16 protein-coding genes are annotated in these 18,500 nt (G+C 59.0%); 5 read left to right on the top strand and 11 right to left on the bottom strand.

The features are described 5' to 3' along the window. Positions 1–53 precede the first annotated feature (53 nt). Complete coding sequence (locus tag ACYVI2_RS24375; protein WP_415817094.1) at positions 54–1,256, bottom strand: ABC transporter substrate-binding protein; 1,203 nt, start codon at positions 1,254–1,256, stop codon at positions 54–56. Between the two features lie 285 nt (positions 1,257–1,541). Here ACYVI2_RS24375 and ACYVI2_RS24370 point away from each other — a divergent pair, with 285 nt between their 5' ends. Beyond that, positions 1,542–2,384, top strand: coding sequence for a FadR/GntR family transcriptional regulator (locus ACYVI2_RS24370; protein WP_415817092.1), 843 nt, complete (start codon positions 1,542–1,544; stop codon positions 2,382–2,384). Between the two features lie 4 nt (positions 2,385–2,388). Here ACYVI2_RS24370 and ACYVI2_RS24365 read toward each other — a convergent pair whose 3' ends face one another. The 4 genes from ACYVI2_RS24365 to ACYVI2_RS24350 all read right to left on the bottom strand — a co-directional run bounded on the left by ACYVI2_RS24365 (position 2,389) and on the right by ACYVI2_RS24350 (position 6,152). Next, positions 2,389–2,793, bottom strand: a complete 405-nt coding sequence (locus tag ACYVI2_RS24365; protein WP_415817090.1) for an addiction module antidote protein — start codon at positions 2,791–2,793, stop codon at positions 2,389–2,391. 110 nt (positions 2,794–2,903) lie between these two features. Then, positions 2,904–3,311 carry a Cu(I)-responsive transcriptional regulator gene (cueR, locus tag ACYVI2_RS24360; RefSeq protein WP_415817088.1) on the bottom strand — a complete coding sequence of 136 codons (408 nt, stop codon included), beginning with the start codon at positions 3,309–3,311 and terminating at the stop codon, positions 2,904–2,906. A gap of 12 nt (positions 3,312–3,323) precedes the next feature. Beyond that, complete coding sequence (locus ACYVI2_RS24355; protein WP_415817086.1) at positions 3,324–5,627, bottom strand: heavy metal translocating P-type ATPase; 2,304 nt, start codon at positions 5,625–5,627, stop codon at positions 3,324–3,326. Positions 5,628–5,819: 192 nt separating this feature from the next. Then, positions 5,820–6,152 carry an antibiotic biosynthesis monooxygenase family protein gene (locus ACYVI2_RS24350; RefSeq protein ID WP_415817084.1) on the bottom strand — a complete coding sequence of 111 codons (333 nt, stop codon included), beginning with the start codon at positions 6,150–6,152 and terminating at the stop codon, positions 5,820–5,822. Between the two features lie 155 nt (positions 6,153–6,307). Here ACYVI2_RS24350 and ACYVI2_RS24345 point away from each other — a divergent pair, with 155 nt between their 5' ends. From ACYVI2_RS24345 to ACYVI2_RS24335, 3 genes are all read left to right on the top strand, one after another. Beyond that, on the top strand, positions 6,308–6,508 hold the full coding sequence (locus tag ACYVI2_RS24345; RefSeq protein ID WP_415817082.1) for a heavy-metal-associated domain-containing protein: 201 nt from the start codon (positions 6,308–6,310) through the stop codon (positions 6,506–6,508). A 230-nt stretch (positions 6,509–6,738) separates the two neighbouring features. Continuing rightward, the gene (locus ACYVI2_RS24340) at positions 6,739–7,467 is read left to right on the top strand and encodes a glutathione peroxidase (protein WP_415817080.1); all 729 of its coding nucleotides are present in this window, start codon (positions 6,739–6,741) and stop codon (positions 7,465–7,467) included. A gap of 531 nt (positions 7,468–7,998) precedes the next feature. Further along, positions 7,999–9,420 carry a dihydrolipoyl dehydrogenase gene (locus tag ACYVI2_RS24335; RefSeq protein WP_415817153.1) on the top strand — a complete coding sequence of 474 codons (1,422 nt, stop codon included), beginning with the start codon at positions 7,999–8,001 and terminating at the stop codon, positions 9,418–9,420. A gap of 77 nt (positions 9,421–9,497) precedes the next feature. Here ACYVI2_RS24335 and ACYVI2_RS24330 read toward each other — a convergent pair whose 3' ends face one another. The 6 genes from ACYVI2_RS24330 to map form a co-directional block, all read right to left on the bottom strand. Further along, positions 9,498–10,511 carry a Bug family tripartite tricarboxylate transporter substrate binding protein gene (locus ACYVI2_RS24330; protein WP_415817151.1) on the bottom strand — a complete coding sequence of 338 codons (1,014 nt, stop codon included), beginning with the start codon at positions 10,509–10,511 and terminating at the stop codon, positions 9,498–9,500. Between the two features lie 115 nt (positions 10,512–10,626). Then, a complete protein-coding gene (locus tag ACYVI2_RS24325) occupies positions 10,627–11,346 on the bottom strand; it encodes a 3-oxoacid CoA-transferase subunit B (RefSeq protein ID WP_415817076.1) in 720 nt (239 codons plus the stop codon). Further along, complete coding sequence (locus ACYVI2_RS24320; RefSeq protein WP_415817074.1) at positions 11,343–12,014, bottom strand: 3-oxoacid CoA-transferase subunit A; 672 nt, start codon at positions 12,012–12,014, stop codon at positions 11,343–11,345. The genes ACYVI2_RS24325 and ACYVI2_RS24320 overlap by 4 nt, the downstream gene beginning before the upstream one ends. 3 nt (positions 12,015–12,017) lie before the next feature. Then, positions 12,018–12,974: a Bug family tripartite tricarboxylate transporter substrate binding protein gene (locus ACYVI2_RS24315; RefSeq protein WP_415817072.1), complete on the bottom strand. Its 957-nt coding sequence runs from the start codon at positions 12,972–12,974 to the stop codon at positions 12,018–12,020. 666 nt (positions 12,975–13,640) lie between these two features. Then, a complete protein-coding gene (locus ACYVI2_RS24310) occupies positions 13,641–16,250 on the bottom strand; it encodes a [protein-PII] uridylyltransferase (RefSeq protein WP_415817070.1) in 2,610 nt (869 codons plus the stop codon). Positions 16,251–16,391: 141 nt separating this feature from the next. Continuing rightward, the gene (map, locus tag ACYVI2_RS24305) at positions 16,392–17,213 is read right to left on the bottom strand and encodes a type I methionyl aminopeptidase (protein ID WP_415817068.1); all 822 of its coding nucleotides are present in this window, start codon (positions 17,211–17,213) and stop codon (positions 16,392–16,394) included. A gap of 395 nt (positions 17,214–17,608) precedes the next feature. On the opposite strand from map, the gene rpsB reads away from it, so the two are divergent. Continuing rightward, a complete protein-coding gene (gene rpsB / locus ACYVI2_RS24300; protein ID WP_415817066.1) occupies positions 17,609–18,358 on the top strand; it encodes a 30S ribosomal protein S2 in 750 nt (249 codons plus the stop codon). Positions 18,359–18,500 lie beyond the last annotated feature (142 nt).

The following is an 18,500-nucleotide window of genomic DNA, read 5'->3' as shown; positions in this document are numbered from 1 at the left end:
GAAGACGGAAGCCGCGACGTGCCTGATATCAGGCGCGTCGCGGCGTGCGGACATTACATCTTGCAGCCAGTCTCGGCAACAGGCAGGAACGATTGTCCGGAATGGACGATGGTCGCGTAATCGTCCTTGTCCTTCATCTCGGATTTTTTCTTGCCCTTTAGCAGGTAGTAGTTTTTCAGCACCTGGTGATCTTCTTTGCGGATTTCTTCGGTACCGGTCAGGCCCTCGTAGCGCATGCCTTCCATTTGCGCAATGACTTTCGCGGGGTCATCGCTGTTGGCCTTGATCATGGCATCTACCATGATGCGCGTGCAGATGTAGGAACCAGCCAGGCTGTAGTTGGGATTCATCTTCAGCTTGGACTGGGTCAATTGGACCAACTCTTTATTCAGCGGCGAATCGATACCGTGCCAGTATTGCGCGCCAAAATACACGCCTTCGCATAGGTCCGCGCCCAGGCTTTCGAATTGCTCCAGACCCGATGCCCAGGCAATCAGGATGGTGCAGTTTTGCTTCATGCCAAAGCTGACTGCCTGGCGCAGCGTGTCGGACGATTGTGAGCCAAAGTTCAGAATCAGCAGCACGTCGGGTTGTGCGGCCATGGCGTTGGTCAGGTAGCCGCTGAATTCCTTTTCGGTCAACGAGTGATAGCTGTTGCCTACGTGCTCGATGCCTTTTTCCTTGAGGATCGCCTTGGCGGCATTCAGCAGCCCTTCGCCGAATACATACTGCGGTGTGATGGTGTAGACGCGCTTGGCGCCGGGTTTTTCCGCCAGCAACGGGCGCAGGGTTTGCTCGATCGCGCCAAAGGTGGGCACTGACCAGCGGAACGTGGCGCGGTTGCAATCCTTGCCGGTGATTTCATCGGCGCCCGCGGTGGTGATGAACACGGCATTTGCCTTCTCGGCTTCTTTGCCCATGGCCAATGCTTCGGATGACAGGATGCCGCCTGCCCAGAATTTGGCGCCTTTTTGCTGGGCAATTTCCTGGACTTTGCGGACCGCGGTGGCAGGCTTGCCTTCGGTGTCCAGCACGGTGTAGGCCAAGGGACGCTCCAACGCCTTGCCGTATTGTTCCAAGGCGAGTTTCATGCCCAGGTCCGCGAATTTACCGTTCGCGGCGAACGCGCCCGACATAGGCACCGGGCAGGCGAACTGGATAGCACCAGCGGATTGCGCCAGCGCGGAACGAGCGGTCCATAAAGAGCCCGGCACTGCGCCCAACGCAGCCATCTTCAAGAGGTTACGGCGATTCAAGATTTTTCTCCCTGGCCGCGGCGCGCATCGGCGGCGGCATATAGACGTTATATGCGCGGCTCGCGCGCATTCCTGTACGGCTGACTCTGACTCGAGGTGGACTTGGTGTTTCCACTGATGCTGCGCCTGCGACCCTATTTATCATGATAAATAGGATTAATATCATAATCGTGCAGGGCAGCAATCGGTGTCAAGAATCTGGGTATCAGGTTTAACCCTGGGTCGGGCCGATGCACCGAAAGCAGTGAGGATGACAATGACGCGACCCATGCGCAAAGGATCGTTATGGACTTTGACAGTCAGGACATGCAGCCCACGGCAGCGATGGGCCAACCCAAACGCAGCGATCTGGTGGCTGAGGAAATCAAGCGGCTGATTACCGCCAAGAACCTGTTGCCCGGCGACAAGCTGCCGCGCGAGAGCGAATTGCAGAGCATGTTCGCCGTGAGCAAAAGCACGATCCGCGAAGCACTGAAGTCCCTGGAGGTACAGGGCTTGGTGAAGGTCAGCACCGGGCCAGGCGGAGGAGGGATGGTGGTCGAGGTGCCGCTGGATCGCACGTTCCAGTTAATGCAGAACTACCTGTTTTTCAAGGAAGTGCGTATCGAAGACATCTACCAGGTGCGCAAGCTGCTGGAACCGGAACTGGCCGCCAGCGCCGTTGCGCATTTGACCGATGCGCACTTTGCCGCGCTGGAGCACAACATCCAATGCTGCGACCCGATGGCGGAACATGTCGAGGACCCGCTGGCGCAGCGGCAGGAGGAAATGAACTTCCACGACATTTTTGCCGCGGCCTGCCCGAATTCTTTTTTGCGCTTCAGCTGCGAAATGATCAATCAGATGATCCGGCAACTGACCGTCTTCGACAACGAGATGCCACCGCAGGAACAGGCAAGATTCGGTATGTCGAACACAAAATTCCACAAGCAGATCCTGCAAGCTGCGCGAGAGCGTGACGCAGAGCGCGTACGAGCATTGATGAGCGATCACATGCATGACTGCATGCGGTCAGTGACACGCATGCACGGCAAACTGAAAGGCCGCTTGATCCTGGACTCAGAAATGTCCCGGCGTACGGTGGCGCGCAATGCGCGCCGGGCGGGGCGACAGAAGGCTGGAGGGTAGATTGTCACGCATGCGCGGAGTGATGAGGGTGATCTGTGGTTGCACTGAAATGGACGCCAAGCGCGCTCATTACCTTGCGTAGCGTGAGATAGCTTGGGTTGGCGCCGGGGGCTAAGGCCTTATAAAGGCTGGTACGGCCGAGCCCTGTCTTCTTTGCAATCTCTGTGATACCTCGAGCACGCGCGGCAACGGAAAGCGCGCTGAGAAAAACATCTGGATTTTCATCTTTCGCCGCCTCGGCGAGAAACATGGCGATAGCCTCATCATTCTCCAGGTATTCTGCTGCGTCGAATTCTCGTAGTTCAACCATTTTATTGCTCCGCTGAATGTCAGCCCAAAGCTTCTTTGCTCGTACGATGATTGAGGACAGCCATATATCAAACTCTTTGGTACGTAGAAACTTCAACATCTGCGATTGTATCCTTTGGGATACATGCATTCAACTGACAGAAGTTGAATCTTAGAGAGCGGCTGTCGGCCGCACAATTCGCCTACAGGACCAATTTATCGCACTTGACCTCAACCCTCATGCGTCACTGCAACGCCACCTAACTCCTCAATAATCGGACATTCTGGCCGATTGTTTCCTTTGCAGTGTTCGGCCAGATGCCGCAGCGTATCGGCCATTTGCTGTAGTTCCGCGGCCTTGCGCTCCAGGCCTTCTACATGGCTTAACGCAACGCGTTTTACATCCGCGCTGGCGCGGTCACGATCGCGCCACAGGGCCAGCAGCTCGTGCATTTGCTCCACCGAAAATCCCAGATCCCGCGCACGGCGCACGAAGCGCAGGGTGTGCAGTTCCTTGTCTCCGTAGACGCGATATCCGGAGTCCGTGCGTGTGGCCGAGTCAATCAAGCCGATGCTTTCGTAATAGCGAATCATCTTGGCAGAGATGCCCGACGCGGTGGCAGCTTGTCCAATATTCATGGCGTCAATCTCCTAAACAGCGGCAGGTCGTGAACTAGCGTGAAAGCGGCGCAGGCGTAGCGCGTTACCCAACACAAACACGCTGGACATGGCCATTGCCGCAGCAGCGAACATGGGCGAGAGCGCTACGCCATACGCCGGATATAGCGCGCCCGCCGCCACTGGAATCAAGGCAACGTTATAGGCGAACGCCCAGAACAGGTTCTGCCGGATATTGGCCATCGTGGCGCGGCTCAATGCGATCGCATCGGGAACGGCATTCAGATCCCCCGCCATGAGGACCACCGATGCGGCTTCGATGGCAACATCGGTGCCGGTGCCGATAGCAATGCCGATATCCGAGGCCGCCAGTGCCGGAGCATCGTTGATGCCATCGCCTACGAACGCCAGGCGGCGCCCATTTTTGCGCAGGTCTTCAATCGCGGCGACCTTGCCGTCCGGCAGGACTTCGGCGCGCACTTCGTCGATACCCAGCTGGCGGGCAACGCCACGAGCAGTATGTGTGTTATCACCGGTAATCATCGCCGTTTGGATGCCCAGGCGATGCAGTGTGGCGATGGATTGCGCGGCAGAAGGCTTGATCGGATCGCTGACCGCGACCATGGCAGCAATTTGCCCGTCTACGGCTACGTAGATGGGAGTTTTGCCTGCCTCGCCCCAGGCGGCAATGGGATCCTGCGTAGCGGCATGGTCTACATCGAGCTTTGCTGTGATGTCTACGCCATGCTCGGACATCAAACGGCTATTGCCGGCGATGACCTTGCGGCCTTCGATGGTGGCTTGTACGCCGGCACCGGTGAAGGCCTGAAAATCGTCGGCTTTTGGCAGACTCAGGCCGCGCTCCTCGGCCGCCGCGACGATGGCCAAGGCAATAGGGTGCTCGGATCGAGTCTGTACGGCAGCCAGCCAACGCAGCACCTCTGTCTCGTCAAATCCGTTGCGCGTATGGATATCGGTGAGCGCAGGTTTGCCCTCGGTCAAGGTGCCGGTCTTGTCGAACGCGATCACTTCTACGTCGCGCAGCGCCTGCAAGGCGTCACCCTGGCGAAACAGGATACCCATATCCGCCGCTCGGCCTGTACCCACCATGATCGAGGTCGGCGTGGCCAGTCCCATGGCGCAAGGGCAGGCGATGATGAGCACTGCAACCGCATTCACCAACGCAAAGGGCAGGGCAGGCGCCGGCCCCCACATCAGCCACGCTGCAAAGGTCAGCAGCGCTGCGGCCATGACGGCCGGCACAAACCAAGCGGTGACCTGATCGACCAGGGTCTGAATGGGCAGACGCGCTCCTTGGGCAGCCTCCACCATGCCGATGATGCGTGCCAACATGGTGTCCGCACCGGTATGCGTGACACGCAGCGTGAAACTGCCTGAGGTGTTCAGGGTGCCGCCGGTAGCGGACATGCCTACTGTTTTTTCGACAGGAACAGGTTCTCCCGTCAGCATGGATTCATCGACAAACGAGCGGCCTTCGATAATCTCACCGTCGATGGGGATTTTTTCTCCCGGACGCACGACGACATGTTCGCCGCGCAAGACCTGGTCAATGGGGACGTCCTGTAGTTTTCCCTCGCGCAGCACGCGCGCGGTGCGTGGCTGCAGACCGATCAGACGCTTGATAGCAGCGCCAGTGCGGCCTTTGGCGCGAGCCTCCAGCATGCGGCCCAACAAGATCAGCGTAACGATAACGGCTGCCGCTTCGAAATAGACATGCAGCGCGTTACTGGGCAACCAGTCCGGCAAAAAGGTCGCGACGGTGGAATAGCCCCACGCCGCGCCCGCACCCACTGCTACCAGAGAGTTCATTTCCGGTGCGCGGCGCCATAAGGCGATGAGCCCTTTGGTAAAGAACACACGGCCGGGCCATGCCAGCACGAGCGTGGTCAGCACGAACTGCAATCGCCAGCTATTTTCCCGGCCCAGCGTGTCGAGAATCCAGTGATGAAAGCCCGGCAGGATGTGTGAGCCCATCTCCAATACAAAAACCGGCAGGGTCAGGATAACGGCTACTGTGAAGGCCCGGCGCAGTGCACGAGCCTCCTCGGCGCGGGCCTGGGCCTGGCGGTCTTCATGTCCGTCGTTGGCGACGATAGGTTGGGCTTCGTAACCCATACGCACGACAGCGGCAACCAACGCGTCGGTGCCTGCGGCAATCGGGTCGTAATTCACCTGCGCGCGTTCGGTGGCCAGGTTGACGCTGGCCTGATTCACGCCTGGTACGGCCGATAGTGCCTTTTCCACACGCTTGACGCACGAGGCGCAGGTCATGCCCGTAATGGCAAGCTCTGTCTGGGTGAGAGAGGAGGCGTTCATGCTGAACTCCGTCAAAGTTGAGAGCGAATGGTGATAGTCTCAACCTTGACATGATGGGAAGGTCAAGCTTAATTGTACGCTTGATATTGCACGGCACTTCGGCATGTGGAAAAACGCAAGCCACACTTTGTCGGCAACCGCATAGCCGCTATACGGAACGGCCGTATGACCCGGGCACCGACAATGGACGTGCTATGAGCTGCGGCTCACACCAGTGAGTGGATGAGAAATCCCACCGTCGCCGTAGCTTCTGAGTATCTGAGCGATGACGATCTGATAGCCGTCGAGCCAGCGTGCTTGCTGTTGCTTGGCGGCGATATGGGCGGGGTGATCAATCAATCGCTGGAGCGCTTCCAGTGTTTCCCAGTAGTACACATTCGAGATAAGCCCGGTTGCCGGATTTTCCCAACTCTCTTCCCCCAGATAGCCGGGAATCGATTTAGCGGTCTGCGCGATGACGCTGTCCAACGCGTGGAATTCATCATCGTAGTCGCGTTTGGCAAAAGTAAATGTGGAGGTATACATAGGCAGATAGGGAATTAGTATGAATCGTTGAGGCACAATGATAGGCTTGACCTTAACATCATGGGAAGGTTTAAGCTGGTTGCAATCGGTCCTGGGTCACGCGAATGTTTCGCTGGGCGCGCGGACCTGATTTCGACTACCTAAAAGGAGCATTTATGTCTTTCCAATTCAACGTTCCCGACATGACCTGCGGCCACTGTGTGAGTACGATTACCAAGGCTGTGAAAGAAGCGGTGCCTAGCGCCACCGTGACCACGGACCTGGGCGCGCATCGCGTCACCGTCGACGGAGCGCCTGACGTAGAGGAAGTACGGCAGGCGATTGTCGAGGCGGGTTATGAGGCGCAATTGGCCTGAGGCGCCATGGGCACAGGCCGTGCTGCAGAACGATATGCAGGCGGCTTGGCTTCCGTGCTGGTTCGATAGTGCGCTTTTGTTGTTTAATTAGTACTGTCTTTTGATTTTCAATTGTTCATTGAATTTATCTATCAATTAATTTAAATAATTAAATTAGATAAATTAATAGCTATTGTTTATTATTTCCACATGGTCGCTGAGGACCTCTCAACACATCTGGAGATAAACGAATGCTGCAAAACCGCGAAGGCCAACGAGTCCCTAACGTCACTTTCCCTGTCCGCGAGGGCAATGACTGGAAACAGGTGACGACCGACGATATTTTCAAGAACAAGACTGTTGTCGTCTTCTCCCTGCCTGGCGCTTTTACGCCGACTTGCTCGTCGACCCACCTGCCGCGTTACAACGAACTGGCATCTGCATTTTTTGCCGAAGGCGTCGATAGCATCGTCTGCGTGTCGGTGAACGACACGTTCGTGATGAACGAATGGGCCAAGGACCAGGAATCCGCGAACATCACGCTACTGCCCGATGGCAACGGTGATTTCACCGAGGGCATGGGCATGCTGGTCGACAAGCGCGATTTGGGCTTTGGCAAGCGCAGCTGGCGCTATTCCATGCTGGTGAAAGACGGCGTGGTGGAAAAAATGTTCATCGAGCCGGAAAAAGAAGGCGACCCGTTTGAGGTGTCCGATGCGGACACGATGCTGGCTTACTTTGCCCCGAAGGCCAAGAAGCCCGATCAAGTCGTCGTGTTCTCCAAGCCGGGTTGCCCGTTCTGCGTGGAAGCCAAGGCCCTGTTGGATGAGAAAGGCTACAACGCCATCGAAATCCCCTTGGAAAACAAGGTGCGCGGCCGTGTGATCGGCGCGGTGTCGGGTAAAGGGACTGCTCCGCAGGTCTTTATCAACGGCACGCTGATTGGTGGCTTGGAAGATCTGAAGGCGCATTTCGCCTGATGGCCACGGGGGGGCTGGGAGTTTCTGGCCTCCCTTGAACCGTTTTTCATAAATAAACGCTCGTGCCAGCCGTTACGGCGGCTGTGAGGGCTTTTTTGTCGCCGGGCCGTCCCAAGACAAAAAGCGCCCCTTGGGGGGCAGCAAGTCGAAGGCGCAGCGTGGGTTTTTTTTTGTCGCCGGGGGCAGCAAGCGAAAGGCGCGGCGTGGGGTTTTGGCCAGGGTTGTTGTCTGTGGCATGCGTAGTGCGGAGTTCTTTTGGCGCAGGAGGTCGGCGTGTAAAAGCCCCGCCGGGCCTATCGCCGCGACTCGGCCCATGAGCAGGGGCCTCGGCCCGCTTCGCGGGCTAAATCGCGGCTCAACGGCCCGGCGGGGCTTTTACACGCCGACCTCCTGCTCGCAATGGCTGCCATTTACGGATGTCATGCGCTTTGCTGCATCAACGCTGTTGAAGCAAGCTGAAGACGCAACGTGGGGTTTTTTAGTCGCGTTCGCCTTGCTTAGGGCGCAACGTAAGATTCAGTGGGAACAATGATGAAGATTCTGCATACCGATGTTGCGGTGATTGGCGCTGGCACCGCGGGGCTCGCGGCGTATCGTGCGGCGCGAGCGGCTGGCAAACGGGCGCTATTGATCGAGGGCGGTCCCTATGGGACGACATGTGCGCGTGTCGGATGCATGCCTTCCAAACTCTTGATCGCCGCAGCCGAGGCTGCTCATCATGCTGCCCATACGGCGCCGTTCGGTGTGCATGTAGATGGGCCGATCCGCGTTGATGGGCGCGAAGTCATGGCGCGTGTCCGCCGCGAGCGTGATCGCTTTGTCGGATTCGTGCTCGAAGGCGTTGAAAACATTCCTGCCGAGGACAAAATCCCTGGGTACGCGAAGTTCGTTTCAGACACGGTATTGCACGTCGACGATCAAATCGAAATTCAGGCGGCTAGCGTGGTGATAGCGACGGGTTCGCGTCCCGTGGTGCCTGCGCCGTTCCAGGGGTTGGGTGATCGCCTCGTAGTGAACGATGACGTGTTTGATTGGGACGACTTGCCCAGCAGTGTGGCGGCCTTTGGTCCTGGCGTGATTGGACTGGAGCTGGGGCAAGCGCTGTCGCGTCTGGGCGTGCGCGTGCGGGTGTTCGGCGTGAGCGGCAGTCTGGGTGGACTGAGTGATCCCGCCGTGCGCCAGCGTGCGCGCCGCACATTCCAGGACGAGTTCTATCTGGATCCGGATGCGCGTGTCCTGTCGACCACGCGTGTCGGCGATCAGGTGGAGGTGCGCTACATCGCGTTGGATAACACCGAACGTACCGAGACATTCGATTATGCGTTGGTCGCAACTGGCCGGCGCCCGAATGTCGATCAACTGGATCTGCAAAACACCAGCCTCGTACGCGATGCGCGCGGTGTGCCGGAATTCGACCGGCATACGTTGCAGTCTGGCAATTCGCAGATCTTTATCGCTGGTGATGCGAATGCAGACGTGCCGTTGTTGCACGAGGCTGCTGACGAAGGGCGCATTGCGGGCCAGAACGCCGCGCGGTATCCCGACGTGCAGCCTGGTTTGCGACGGGCGCAGTTAGGCGTGGTTTTTTCGGACCCGCAAATCGCGTTGGTGGGAACGCCGTACAGCCGTTTACCGCAGAACGGATACGTCACGGGCGAAGTGGATTTCGGCGACCAAGGCCGCTCGCGCGTCATGCGGAAGAACAAAGGCATGTTGCACGTCTATGCAGAGATCGGCACGGGACGTTTCCTGGGCGCAGAGATGATCGGGCCTTCGGCCGAACACATTGGTCATTTGCTGGCATGGGCCGCGCAGCAAGAGCTGACGATTGCGCAAATGCTCGACATGCCGTTCTATCACCCGGTGGTGGAAGAAGGCTTGCGTACGGCGTTGCGCGATGCGGCGGCGCAATTGGCACGCGCCGATGCCACGCCGTTGCGCGCGGCTGCGTGATAGCGGATCTTCGGCGGACGGATTTAATCTCTGTGCGGCCAATGAGGCTCGGCCTGCACAGAGATGATCGCGAATGCCTATTGCAGTTTCACCTGGGCATCCGTGATCACCTGGTGCCACGTATCGAGTTCGGCATCGATGTGTTTACCGAACTCCGCGGGAGTCGACCCCACGACCTCGTAGCCATAGCCGGCCAGTTGCTGCTGTAATGCGGGCTGTTTTACCGCGTTGGCTATGCTTTTGCTGAGTTTGTCGACGACATCGTTGGGCACCCCTGCGGGAGCAATGATGCCGTACCAGCCATTGACCACAAAATCAGGCGTGCCGGATTCCTGCACAGTGGGGACTTGGGGCAATACCGCTGCACGTGTGTTGCCCGTCACCGCCAATGCCTTGAGTTTGCCGGCTTTGACCTGGGGTAATGATGTGGAAATACTGTCGAACATCAATCCCACTTCGTTGCCTATCAAGGCCACCACGGCCGGGCCGCTGCCTTTGTATGGCACATGCAGCAGCTCGATGCCGGCCTTGCGTTTGAACAACTCGACCGCCAGGTGACTGGTATTGCCGTTGCCGGCGGACGCGAATGATATCTTGCCGGGATGCGCTTTCGCGTACGCAATCATGTCGGGCAAGGTGTCGTACGGCGCTGCTGTCGGCGCGACCGCCAACAGCGGCAGATTCGCCACCCAGGATACCGGCGCGAAATCCTTGCGCGTGTCATATGGCAATGAGGAATACAGGCTGGGATTGATCGCGTGCGCGGCCAGCACCATCAGCACGGTATAGCCGTCTGGCGCCGAGCGCGCGAGCTGGGCTGTCGCAATGGAGCCACCCGCACCGGGTTTGTACTCGATGACAATGGGTTGGCCCAGTTCTTTCTGCAGCACCGCGCCCAGCGGGCGTGCCAGCATGTCCGCGCTGCCGCCGGGCGGGTAGGGGATCAGCAGCGTAATCGGCTTGTCGGGATAATCGGATGCCGCGTTCGCGATGTCGGGTGTTAGCAGGTAACTCAGAGCGCTCGTCAAGCTCAATGCGGCAGCGCCAATCAGGTGTGCCCAACGTCGATTCAGTGTCGCTGTGGTCGTCATGACGTCTCCTGCTTTCTGGTGTGTGATGAGGCTGTCGTCCTCGGATTTGCTTTCGTTACGGTCAGCGATGTCCGTTATCCAATCGCGTTCGAGCAACGTCGATCCAAGGCGTCGATCATGCTCGATATTGCACGCGATCATCGGATACGCGTTCGATGAGGCGCGGCGGGATCGGCGTGTGCAGCGTGGCTTGTGTGAAGGATTGCAGCGTGGCGGTGCTGATCCCGTCCAGAATGGCGTAGAGCACCATTCCTTGGGGCGTAATGTCGACCACAGCCATGTCGGTGTAGACGCGATCCACCACCTTTAAGCCGGTCAGCGGATAGCTGCACCGGTTCAACAGCTTCGGCATGCCTTCGCGTGTGCAATGATCCATTGTGATGTAGACCTTGCGCGCGCCTACTGCCAGATCCATCGCACCGCCCACGGCGGGAATGGCGTCCTGTGCATCGGTAATCCAATTGGCCAGATCCCCGTTGGCCGCGACCTGGAATCCGCCCAGCACGGTGTAGTCCAGATGGCCGCCGCGCATCATGGCAAACGAAACCGTGTGTTCTGAGATGGATGCGCCCGGCAAGAGCGAGATCGTCTCGCGGCTGGCGTTGATCAGATCGGGATCGGCCTGCGCGCCCTCGACAACGGCGCCCATGCCCAGAATGCCATTCTCGCTGTGCAGCACGATTTCTCGATCGGGCGGGAGATAATTCGACACTAGCGTGGGCATGCCAATGCCTAGATTGACGATAGCGCCGTCAGGGATGTCACCGGCCACGAGTTGAGCGATGTGATGGCGGGATAAGCGTTGTTCGCGTGGAGGCAATAGCGCTTGACTCATTGAGGATCCTTGGCGAGTACCACGGTCTTTACAAAAATGCCCGGGGTCATGACATGCTCAGGTGCAATGGTGCCTAGATCTACGATCTCGTCGACCTGGGCGATGGTGTGCCGTGCGGCTGAACTCATGACGGGATTGAAATTGCGCGCCGCAAACCGATAGGTCAAGTTGCCCCAGCGATCACCGAGATGGCCGCGCACCAATGCAAAGTCAGCGCGCAACGGCTGTTCCAGCACATAGCCGATGTCATCGATGACGCAAGTCTGCTTGCCCTCGGCCAGTGGCGTGCCATAGCCGGTAGGTGTAAAAAATGGTCCTAATCCAGCACCGCCCGCGCGAATGCGTTCGGCCAGCGTGCCTTGCGGCACGACCTCGAGTGCAACTTGGCCTGCGCGATACGCGGCGGCAAAGACCTCGGAATTAGGCGGGCGGGGGTGCGAACAGATGACCTTGCTCACCTGCCGGGCCTGGATGAGCGCCGCAATGCCGCGATCGAATGTGCCGCTGTTGTTGCTGATGATCGTCAAGTCCCGCGAGCCTCGTTGCAACAAGGCCTGCATCAATTGCATCGGGACACCGGCGTCACCAAACCCACCAATCATGATGCTAGCGCCGTCTTGGATGGCGGAGACGGCGTCCCGCAGGGAAGGGCATATTTTGTTGATCACCGGCTACTCCTGCTTCAGGCCCGCTTTCTGCACAATGTCTTTCCATTGCGTACGTTCACGCTCCACGAACGCCGCATAGTCTTTGGGCGTATCGCCCCCAGGCTCGCCACCCAATGCACGAAAACGTTCGGCGATGGGACCGTCGTGGATGATCTTGTTGGTGGCTTGCTGCAGTTGGTTCACGATATTCATATCGGTGCCTGCAGGGGCGAATAGGCCGAACCAAGCGGTGACGACCATGTCTTTCACGCCGGCCTCTTCCATGGTGGGAACATCGGGCAGCACGGGCGATCGTTTTGCACTGGTCACAGCCAGCGCCCGAAATTTTCCATCCTGTATGGAGCCCAGCGAGCTCGGAAGGTTGTCGATCATGAAGGTGAATTGGGATCCGAGCAATGCGGCGACAGCGGGGCCGGCGCCTTTATACGGGACGTGAGTGGCCTCGATCCCGGTGCGCTGTTTGAACATCTCGGCGGACATGTGAGGCGATTGGCCTGTGCCGGAGGACCCAACAGTGAGGGGTTCTTTTTTTGCGGCAGCGATCAAGTCTGCGGCAGTCTTGTAGGGCGATTTGGCGTTCACGACCAGGATGTTTGGCACCATGATGACCTGGGTCACGGGCGTGAAGTCGGTGGGTTTGTAGGGGAGCGCTTTGTACAGGGAATAGTTGATGGCGTTGGGCCCGATATTGCCCATGAGAAACGTATAGCCGTCATTCTTGGCTCGGGCTACAAGCTGTGCGCCAATGATCCCTCCGGCGCCGGCGCGGTTTTCTATGACGACTTGCTGTTTCAACGCCGTGCTGAGTTTTTCGCCTACGAGTCGGGCCACGATGTCTGTGGTGCCGCCTGGGGCGGCTGGGACGATGATGGTGATGGGGTGTTCGGGCCAGGCCGCGTTTGCCTGAGCGGCGCCAGCCAACGCGCACACCATCGCAAGACGTCGTACGTTCTTGATCATGAAAGTCTCCACGGTCGCCGGATGTCTTGATGTTCCGACGTTATTGGTATCTCGGTCGCAATGTGTGCGGCACGGATAGAGTGTTACCGGTGGAGCTTGTGGTGACTATTTGCTTTTGCTGAAGTTAGGGTTCGGCGGAGCAAAGTGCTTTGATTCGACTATTGTGTTTGCGGATACTGCTGTTGCTGTTGCGGGGTTGTCGTTCTTTAGGCGTTCCAGCTGGGCGCCTGAAAGCCGCGCCGGGCCTATCGCCGCGACTCGGCCCGTGACCAGGGGCCTCGGCCCGCTTCGCGGGCTAAATCGCGGCTCAACGGCCCGGCGCGGCTTTCAGGCGCCCAGCTGGAACTCACAATGAGGAAATGCCGCGGACGCTGTCTGGCATGCGTCAGGATTTTTAGCAGGTGAATCGTTGAACCACGGCTTTAGCACTGGATGTGGGCAATCTGGAGATTGTTTTGACAGCCGTCGTTAATCTCTAATGCAGCTGGCGGCCGGGGTGCGAAGGCGATGCTGGCCTTTTGAGCGACGGGCAGTCCGCGAAGCGGACCTCGGCGCCTGGTCTTGCGCCGAGCCGTTGCGATTAGGCCAGCATCGCCTTCGCACCCCGGCCGCCAGCGTCAAAAGAACCAACAACGCTCACAACAACACAAACACCGACATAACCCCTCAAGCCGCCCGCTTTTGCTCTTCATCCCCGGCTAGCGCATCCAACACCGCCCGCTCAAACTGCATCTGACTACGCGGCTTCTCCAGCGTCGATCCCGTGAGAATGAATACGTCTTCGACACGATCGCCAAGCGTCATGATCTTCGCCATACTGACCTCGACCTTGTGCTTGGAAAACACCCGCGTCAACGCATGCAACAACCCGGGGCGATCCGTCGCCGTCACAGACAAACGCCATGATTGGCTACGTTCATCGGGCTGCAATTCAGCCTGAGGCAGCACTGGAAAGGCCTTCGAAATGCGGGATTGACGCCGTTGCGCAGCCACCTGGTATGTGGTCGAAGCGCTCGTGCCATCCTGCAACTGGCGCAAACGCTGCGTCAGTTCGTGTTCAATCAACGTCGCCTGCGCACGCAGATCCGACGTGCCCTCCGGCGGCAGCACGATGAAACTGTCCAATGCCCAGCCGTGCCGCGTAGTGTGAATGCGGGCATCTTGAATGCTCAGCGCCTTGGCGTCAAAGTATCCGCAAATCGCAACCACCAGCTCTGCGACATCTCGCGTGTACACCATGATCTGCAGTCCTTCGCTGTGCTCGGTGGGGCGGGCACGTACGACCGGGCCATCGGGTGCGACTTGATAGTACAAATGGCGTGTGTGCCATGCGATATCAGACGCGTCGTGGCGCAGGAAATATGCCACGTCCAACTGATTCCAGAATGCTTCGCGGGCGTCGTCTCGCAGACCTGCCAAACGCGTCAAGCGTGCAGCTTCTTCTTTGCGTTCGGTCAATACGGTGTGCGTGTCGGCAGGCGATCCCCCCAGCGCCGCTAAGGTCAGGCGATAGAGGTCCTCCAGGAGCTTGCCTTTCCAGGCATTCCAGACTTTGGGGCTGGTGCCGCGGATATCGGCCACCGTCAGCAAATACAGTGCGGTCAGATGCCGTTCATCGCGTACGGTGGCGGCAAAATCGGCGATCACGGCAGGGTCGGAGAGATCGCGTTTTTGCGCCACGGCAGACATCAGCAGATGCTGGCGCACGAGAAACTCTACCAACTCTGCATCCTCGGGATCCAGGCCATGATCGTGAGCGAAACGGCGCACTTCGCGCGCGCCCAGTTCCGAGTGATCACCGCCGCGGCCTTTGGCGATGTCGTGAAACAATGCCGCGACATACAGCAGCCAATGGCGTTCGAGGTTCGCGATCAACTGGCTGGCCAAGGGGTACTCCTGGGCATGCTCGGGCATGGTGAAGCGACGAACATTGCGCACGACGGCGAGGGTGTGTTGATCGACGGTATAGACATGGAACAAGTCGTGCTGCATTTGCCCCACAATGCGCCGAAATACCGGCAGGTAGCGCGGCAAAATGTTCAGCATCGTCATGCGCCGCAGTTCGTGCACAATGCCGCGCGGCTGTTGCAGGATTTGCAGGAACAGTTTGCGGTTGACCGGGTTGCGCCGGAACTGTGCATCGATGCGGTCGCGCGAGTGCCAGATGGCGCGCAGGGTGCGCGGCGACATGCCGGTCAACTCAGTGTGCTGCTGCATCAATAGGAATGCGCGCAGCAACAGTGTCGGTTTGCGTTCGAATCCGTCGTCACGCACGATGTCCAGACGGTTGCGCACGTTGCGAAAATCTTCGTCGATGTCGCGTGCGTCGGTGTCGGGACGAGGGTAGAGGCGCTCCTCGATGCTGGGCACCAGGATCGCGTTTAACTGCGTCACCAGGCGTGCAGCCCAATAATAGCGCTGCATCAATATTTCGCTGCTGCGGCGTGTGGCCGTGGCCTGTATGCCATAGACCTCCGCCAGCCCGGGCTGCAGGTCAAACAGCAGCCGGTCCTCGCGACGGCCTGTCAGCAGATGCAATTCAATCCGCAGGCGTTTGAAAGCCTGCTCGGCGCGGCGCAAATCGCGTGCCTCGGAGGGCGTCAATAATCCCGCCTGTGCGACGGCTTTCCAGGTGCCGCCAAAGCCCGCCGCGCGAGCCATCCACAAGATCACTTGCAGGTCGCGCAGCCCGCCCGGAGATTCCTTGCAATTGGGTTCCAGTGCGTACGGGGTGTCTTGATAGCGAGCATGACGCTGCTGCATTTCCACGCGTTTAGCCTGGAAAAAGGCCGGCGCGTCCATCTGCTGTTGGATGGTGGCCTCGAACTGTTTCATGAGCGAGCGGCTGCCGGCCAGCCAACGCGATTCGAGTAGGGAGGTTTGGACAGTGATGTCGGCATCGGCTTCGCGGACGCAGTCCTCGAGGGTGCGCACGCTGTGCCCTGGCTCGAGCCCTAGATCCCAGAGTGCGGCAACCAGCGCCTGAATGGCCTCGGCATCGGTAGGCGAGGGCGCATGGTGCAACAGGATCAGCAGGTCGACGTCAGAGTGGGGATAGAGCTCGCCACGGCCATAGCCGCCGACGGCCGCCAATGTGGCGCCAGCAGGCAGAGGATGCAGCTTGAGTAAGTCGCGCAGCGCCTGATCGACAAGGCGCCGCAGATCGGTCAGGAGCGTATCGGGCCGTCGATGCTGGCGAAACTGCGCAATAGCGGCACGGCGGGCAGCCTGGAGGCGTTCGCGCAGATCGGATAGCCTGGTTGGGGTGGCGTTCATGGCAGACCTGCCCTGTAGGTGTACATAACAAAACGCAATGTCGCCAGACGCTCATTCAGCCCGGCGTCTGGCTGACATCTGATGCCAGGCTGGTCGTCAGGGCGCGCGGACGGCGCCCTATCGTGCCATGCACGCCTGCGATCAGGCAGCCGGCAATACGAGCCGGTCGGCGATGAAGTCGGGCGGCTGGCGCACGCCGGCCGACAGCGTCAGGACTTCGTAGCCGGTGTCCGTGACCAGAATGGTATGTTCCCATTGTGCCGACAGACTGTGATCGCGGGTAACGACCGTCCAGCCATCGGACAATTGGCGAATCTCGCGCCGTCCGGCGTTGATCATGGGTTCGATCGTGAAAATCATCCCGGTCACCAACGGCACGCCCGTACCGGGCTTGCCATAGTGCAGGACCTGGGGATCTTCGTGAAAGCGGCGGCCGACACCGTGTCCGCAGTATTCGCGCACCACGGAATAGCCGTTGGATTCAGCATGTTTTTGAATGGCGTGGCCAATATCGCCCAGCGTGGCGCCATTGCGCACCTGCTGGATGCCTTTCCACATGCACTCAAAGGTCACTTCGGCCAGGCGGCGAGACTGGATGCTGGGCTCGCCGACGTGATACATGCGGCTGGTATCGCCGAACCAGCCATCTTTGATGATGGTGACGTCGATATTGAGCGAATCGCCATTTTTCAGGACTTTGTCGCCGGGGATGCCGTGGCAGATCTGGTGGTTGACCGACGTACAGATCGCGCCGGGAAAGGGCGGATATCCCGGAGGCGCGTAGCCCACCGTCGCCGATTTCACCTTGAGCTCGTCAGTCAGGTATTCCAGGCACAGGCGGTCCAGCTCACCCGTGGTGACACCTGGTTTGACGTGAGGGGTAATGAAATCGAGGATTTTGGCGGCGTCCTGGCAGGCGGCGCGCATTTTGTCCAGATCGGCGGGGTTGGTAACGAGTCCCATGTATGGCGAAGTGTCTTTGGCTTGAGTAAGTGGATAGAAAGATAGTAGAATTATAGGCTTGCCTGAAAACCGGGGGCAATGTTTGGGTTAACCGACCGCTGATCGCGGCGCTTCTATGCGTAGAAGCCTTTTGATCGCGAGGGTTCCTTCTAGGCATTGCCGGTGGCCCGGGTCTACTGTGAATGCATTGTAGGCCCTATGCTGCTACGGTCGTCTGGGTTTGTTCTCCATAGCGGGTGTTTTTCTGTGGTGATCGGCCGGCCGGGTTCAGGGCTAGACCATTTTGGTGGCCAGGTGGCCATCGAAAAATCGCGCGTTATGCCACCCAGGGTGCTAGCCGTGCCATGCACGAGCCGGTACAGGCGTAACGCAAGAACCAACCCTCGGAGAACATTATGTCCCTCATGCGCGAAATGCTGGAAGCCGGTGTCCACTTTGGTCACCAGACCCGTTACTGGAACCCCAAGATGGCCCCGTACATCTTCGGTCACCGTAACAAGATTCACATCATCAACCTCGAACAGACCGTGGTGAAGTACCAGGAAGCCACCAAGTTCGTGAAACAACTGGCTGCCCGTGGCGGCAACATCTTGTTCGTCGGCACCAAGCGCGCCGCTCGCGAACTGGTCGCTACCGAAGCCGCCCGTTGCGGCATGCCCTTCGTTGACGCTCGCTGGTTGGGCGGCATGCTGACCAACTTCAAGACGGTCAAGACCTCGGTCAAGCGCCTGAAGGACATGGAAACCGTCGTCGCCGAAGGCGGCGCCGAGCGCATGATCAAGAAAGAAGGCCTGCTGTTCCAACGCGAACTGGACAAGCTGAACAAGTCCATCGGCGGCATCAAGGACATGAACGGTCTGCCCGACGCACTGTTCGTGATCGACGTTGGCTACCACAAGATCGCCATCGCCGAAGCCCGCACGCTGGGTATCCCCGTGGTGGCCGTGGTTGATACCAACCACTCGCCCGACGGCGTGGACTACATCATCCCCGGCAACGATGACTCGGCCAAGGCCATCGCGCTGTACGCCAAGGGTATCGCTGACGCCGTCCTCGAGGGCCGCGAGCAAAACCTGAACGGTATCGTCGAAGAAGCCGGCGAAGGTTCGGAAGAGTTCGTCGAAGTGCAGGACAACCAGGCCTAATGCCTGATCCGGTGGTGGTTTGTGACAGCCGGGTCTGTTACAACCGCCATCGGATGTCTCGAGACGGGCTCCCGTCTCATGCCCGCTGAAAGCGGGCGTCTTGTCGAATCAAACCATATGCCCCGGTTGCGCCGGGGCATGT

The organism is Bordetella tumbae (genome assembly GCF_054780995.1).
The sequence above is the reverse complement of the archived record's forward strand: the minus strand, read 5'-3'. Positions and strand labels throughout refer to the sequence as shown.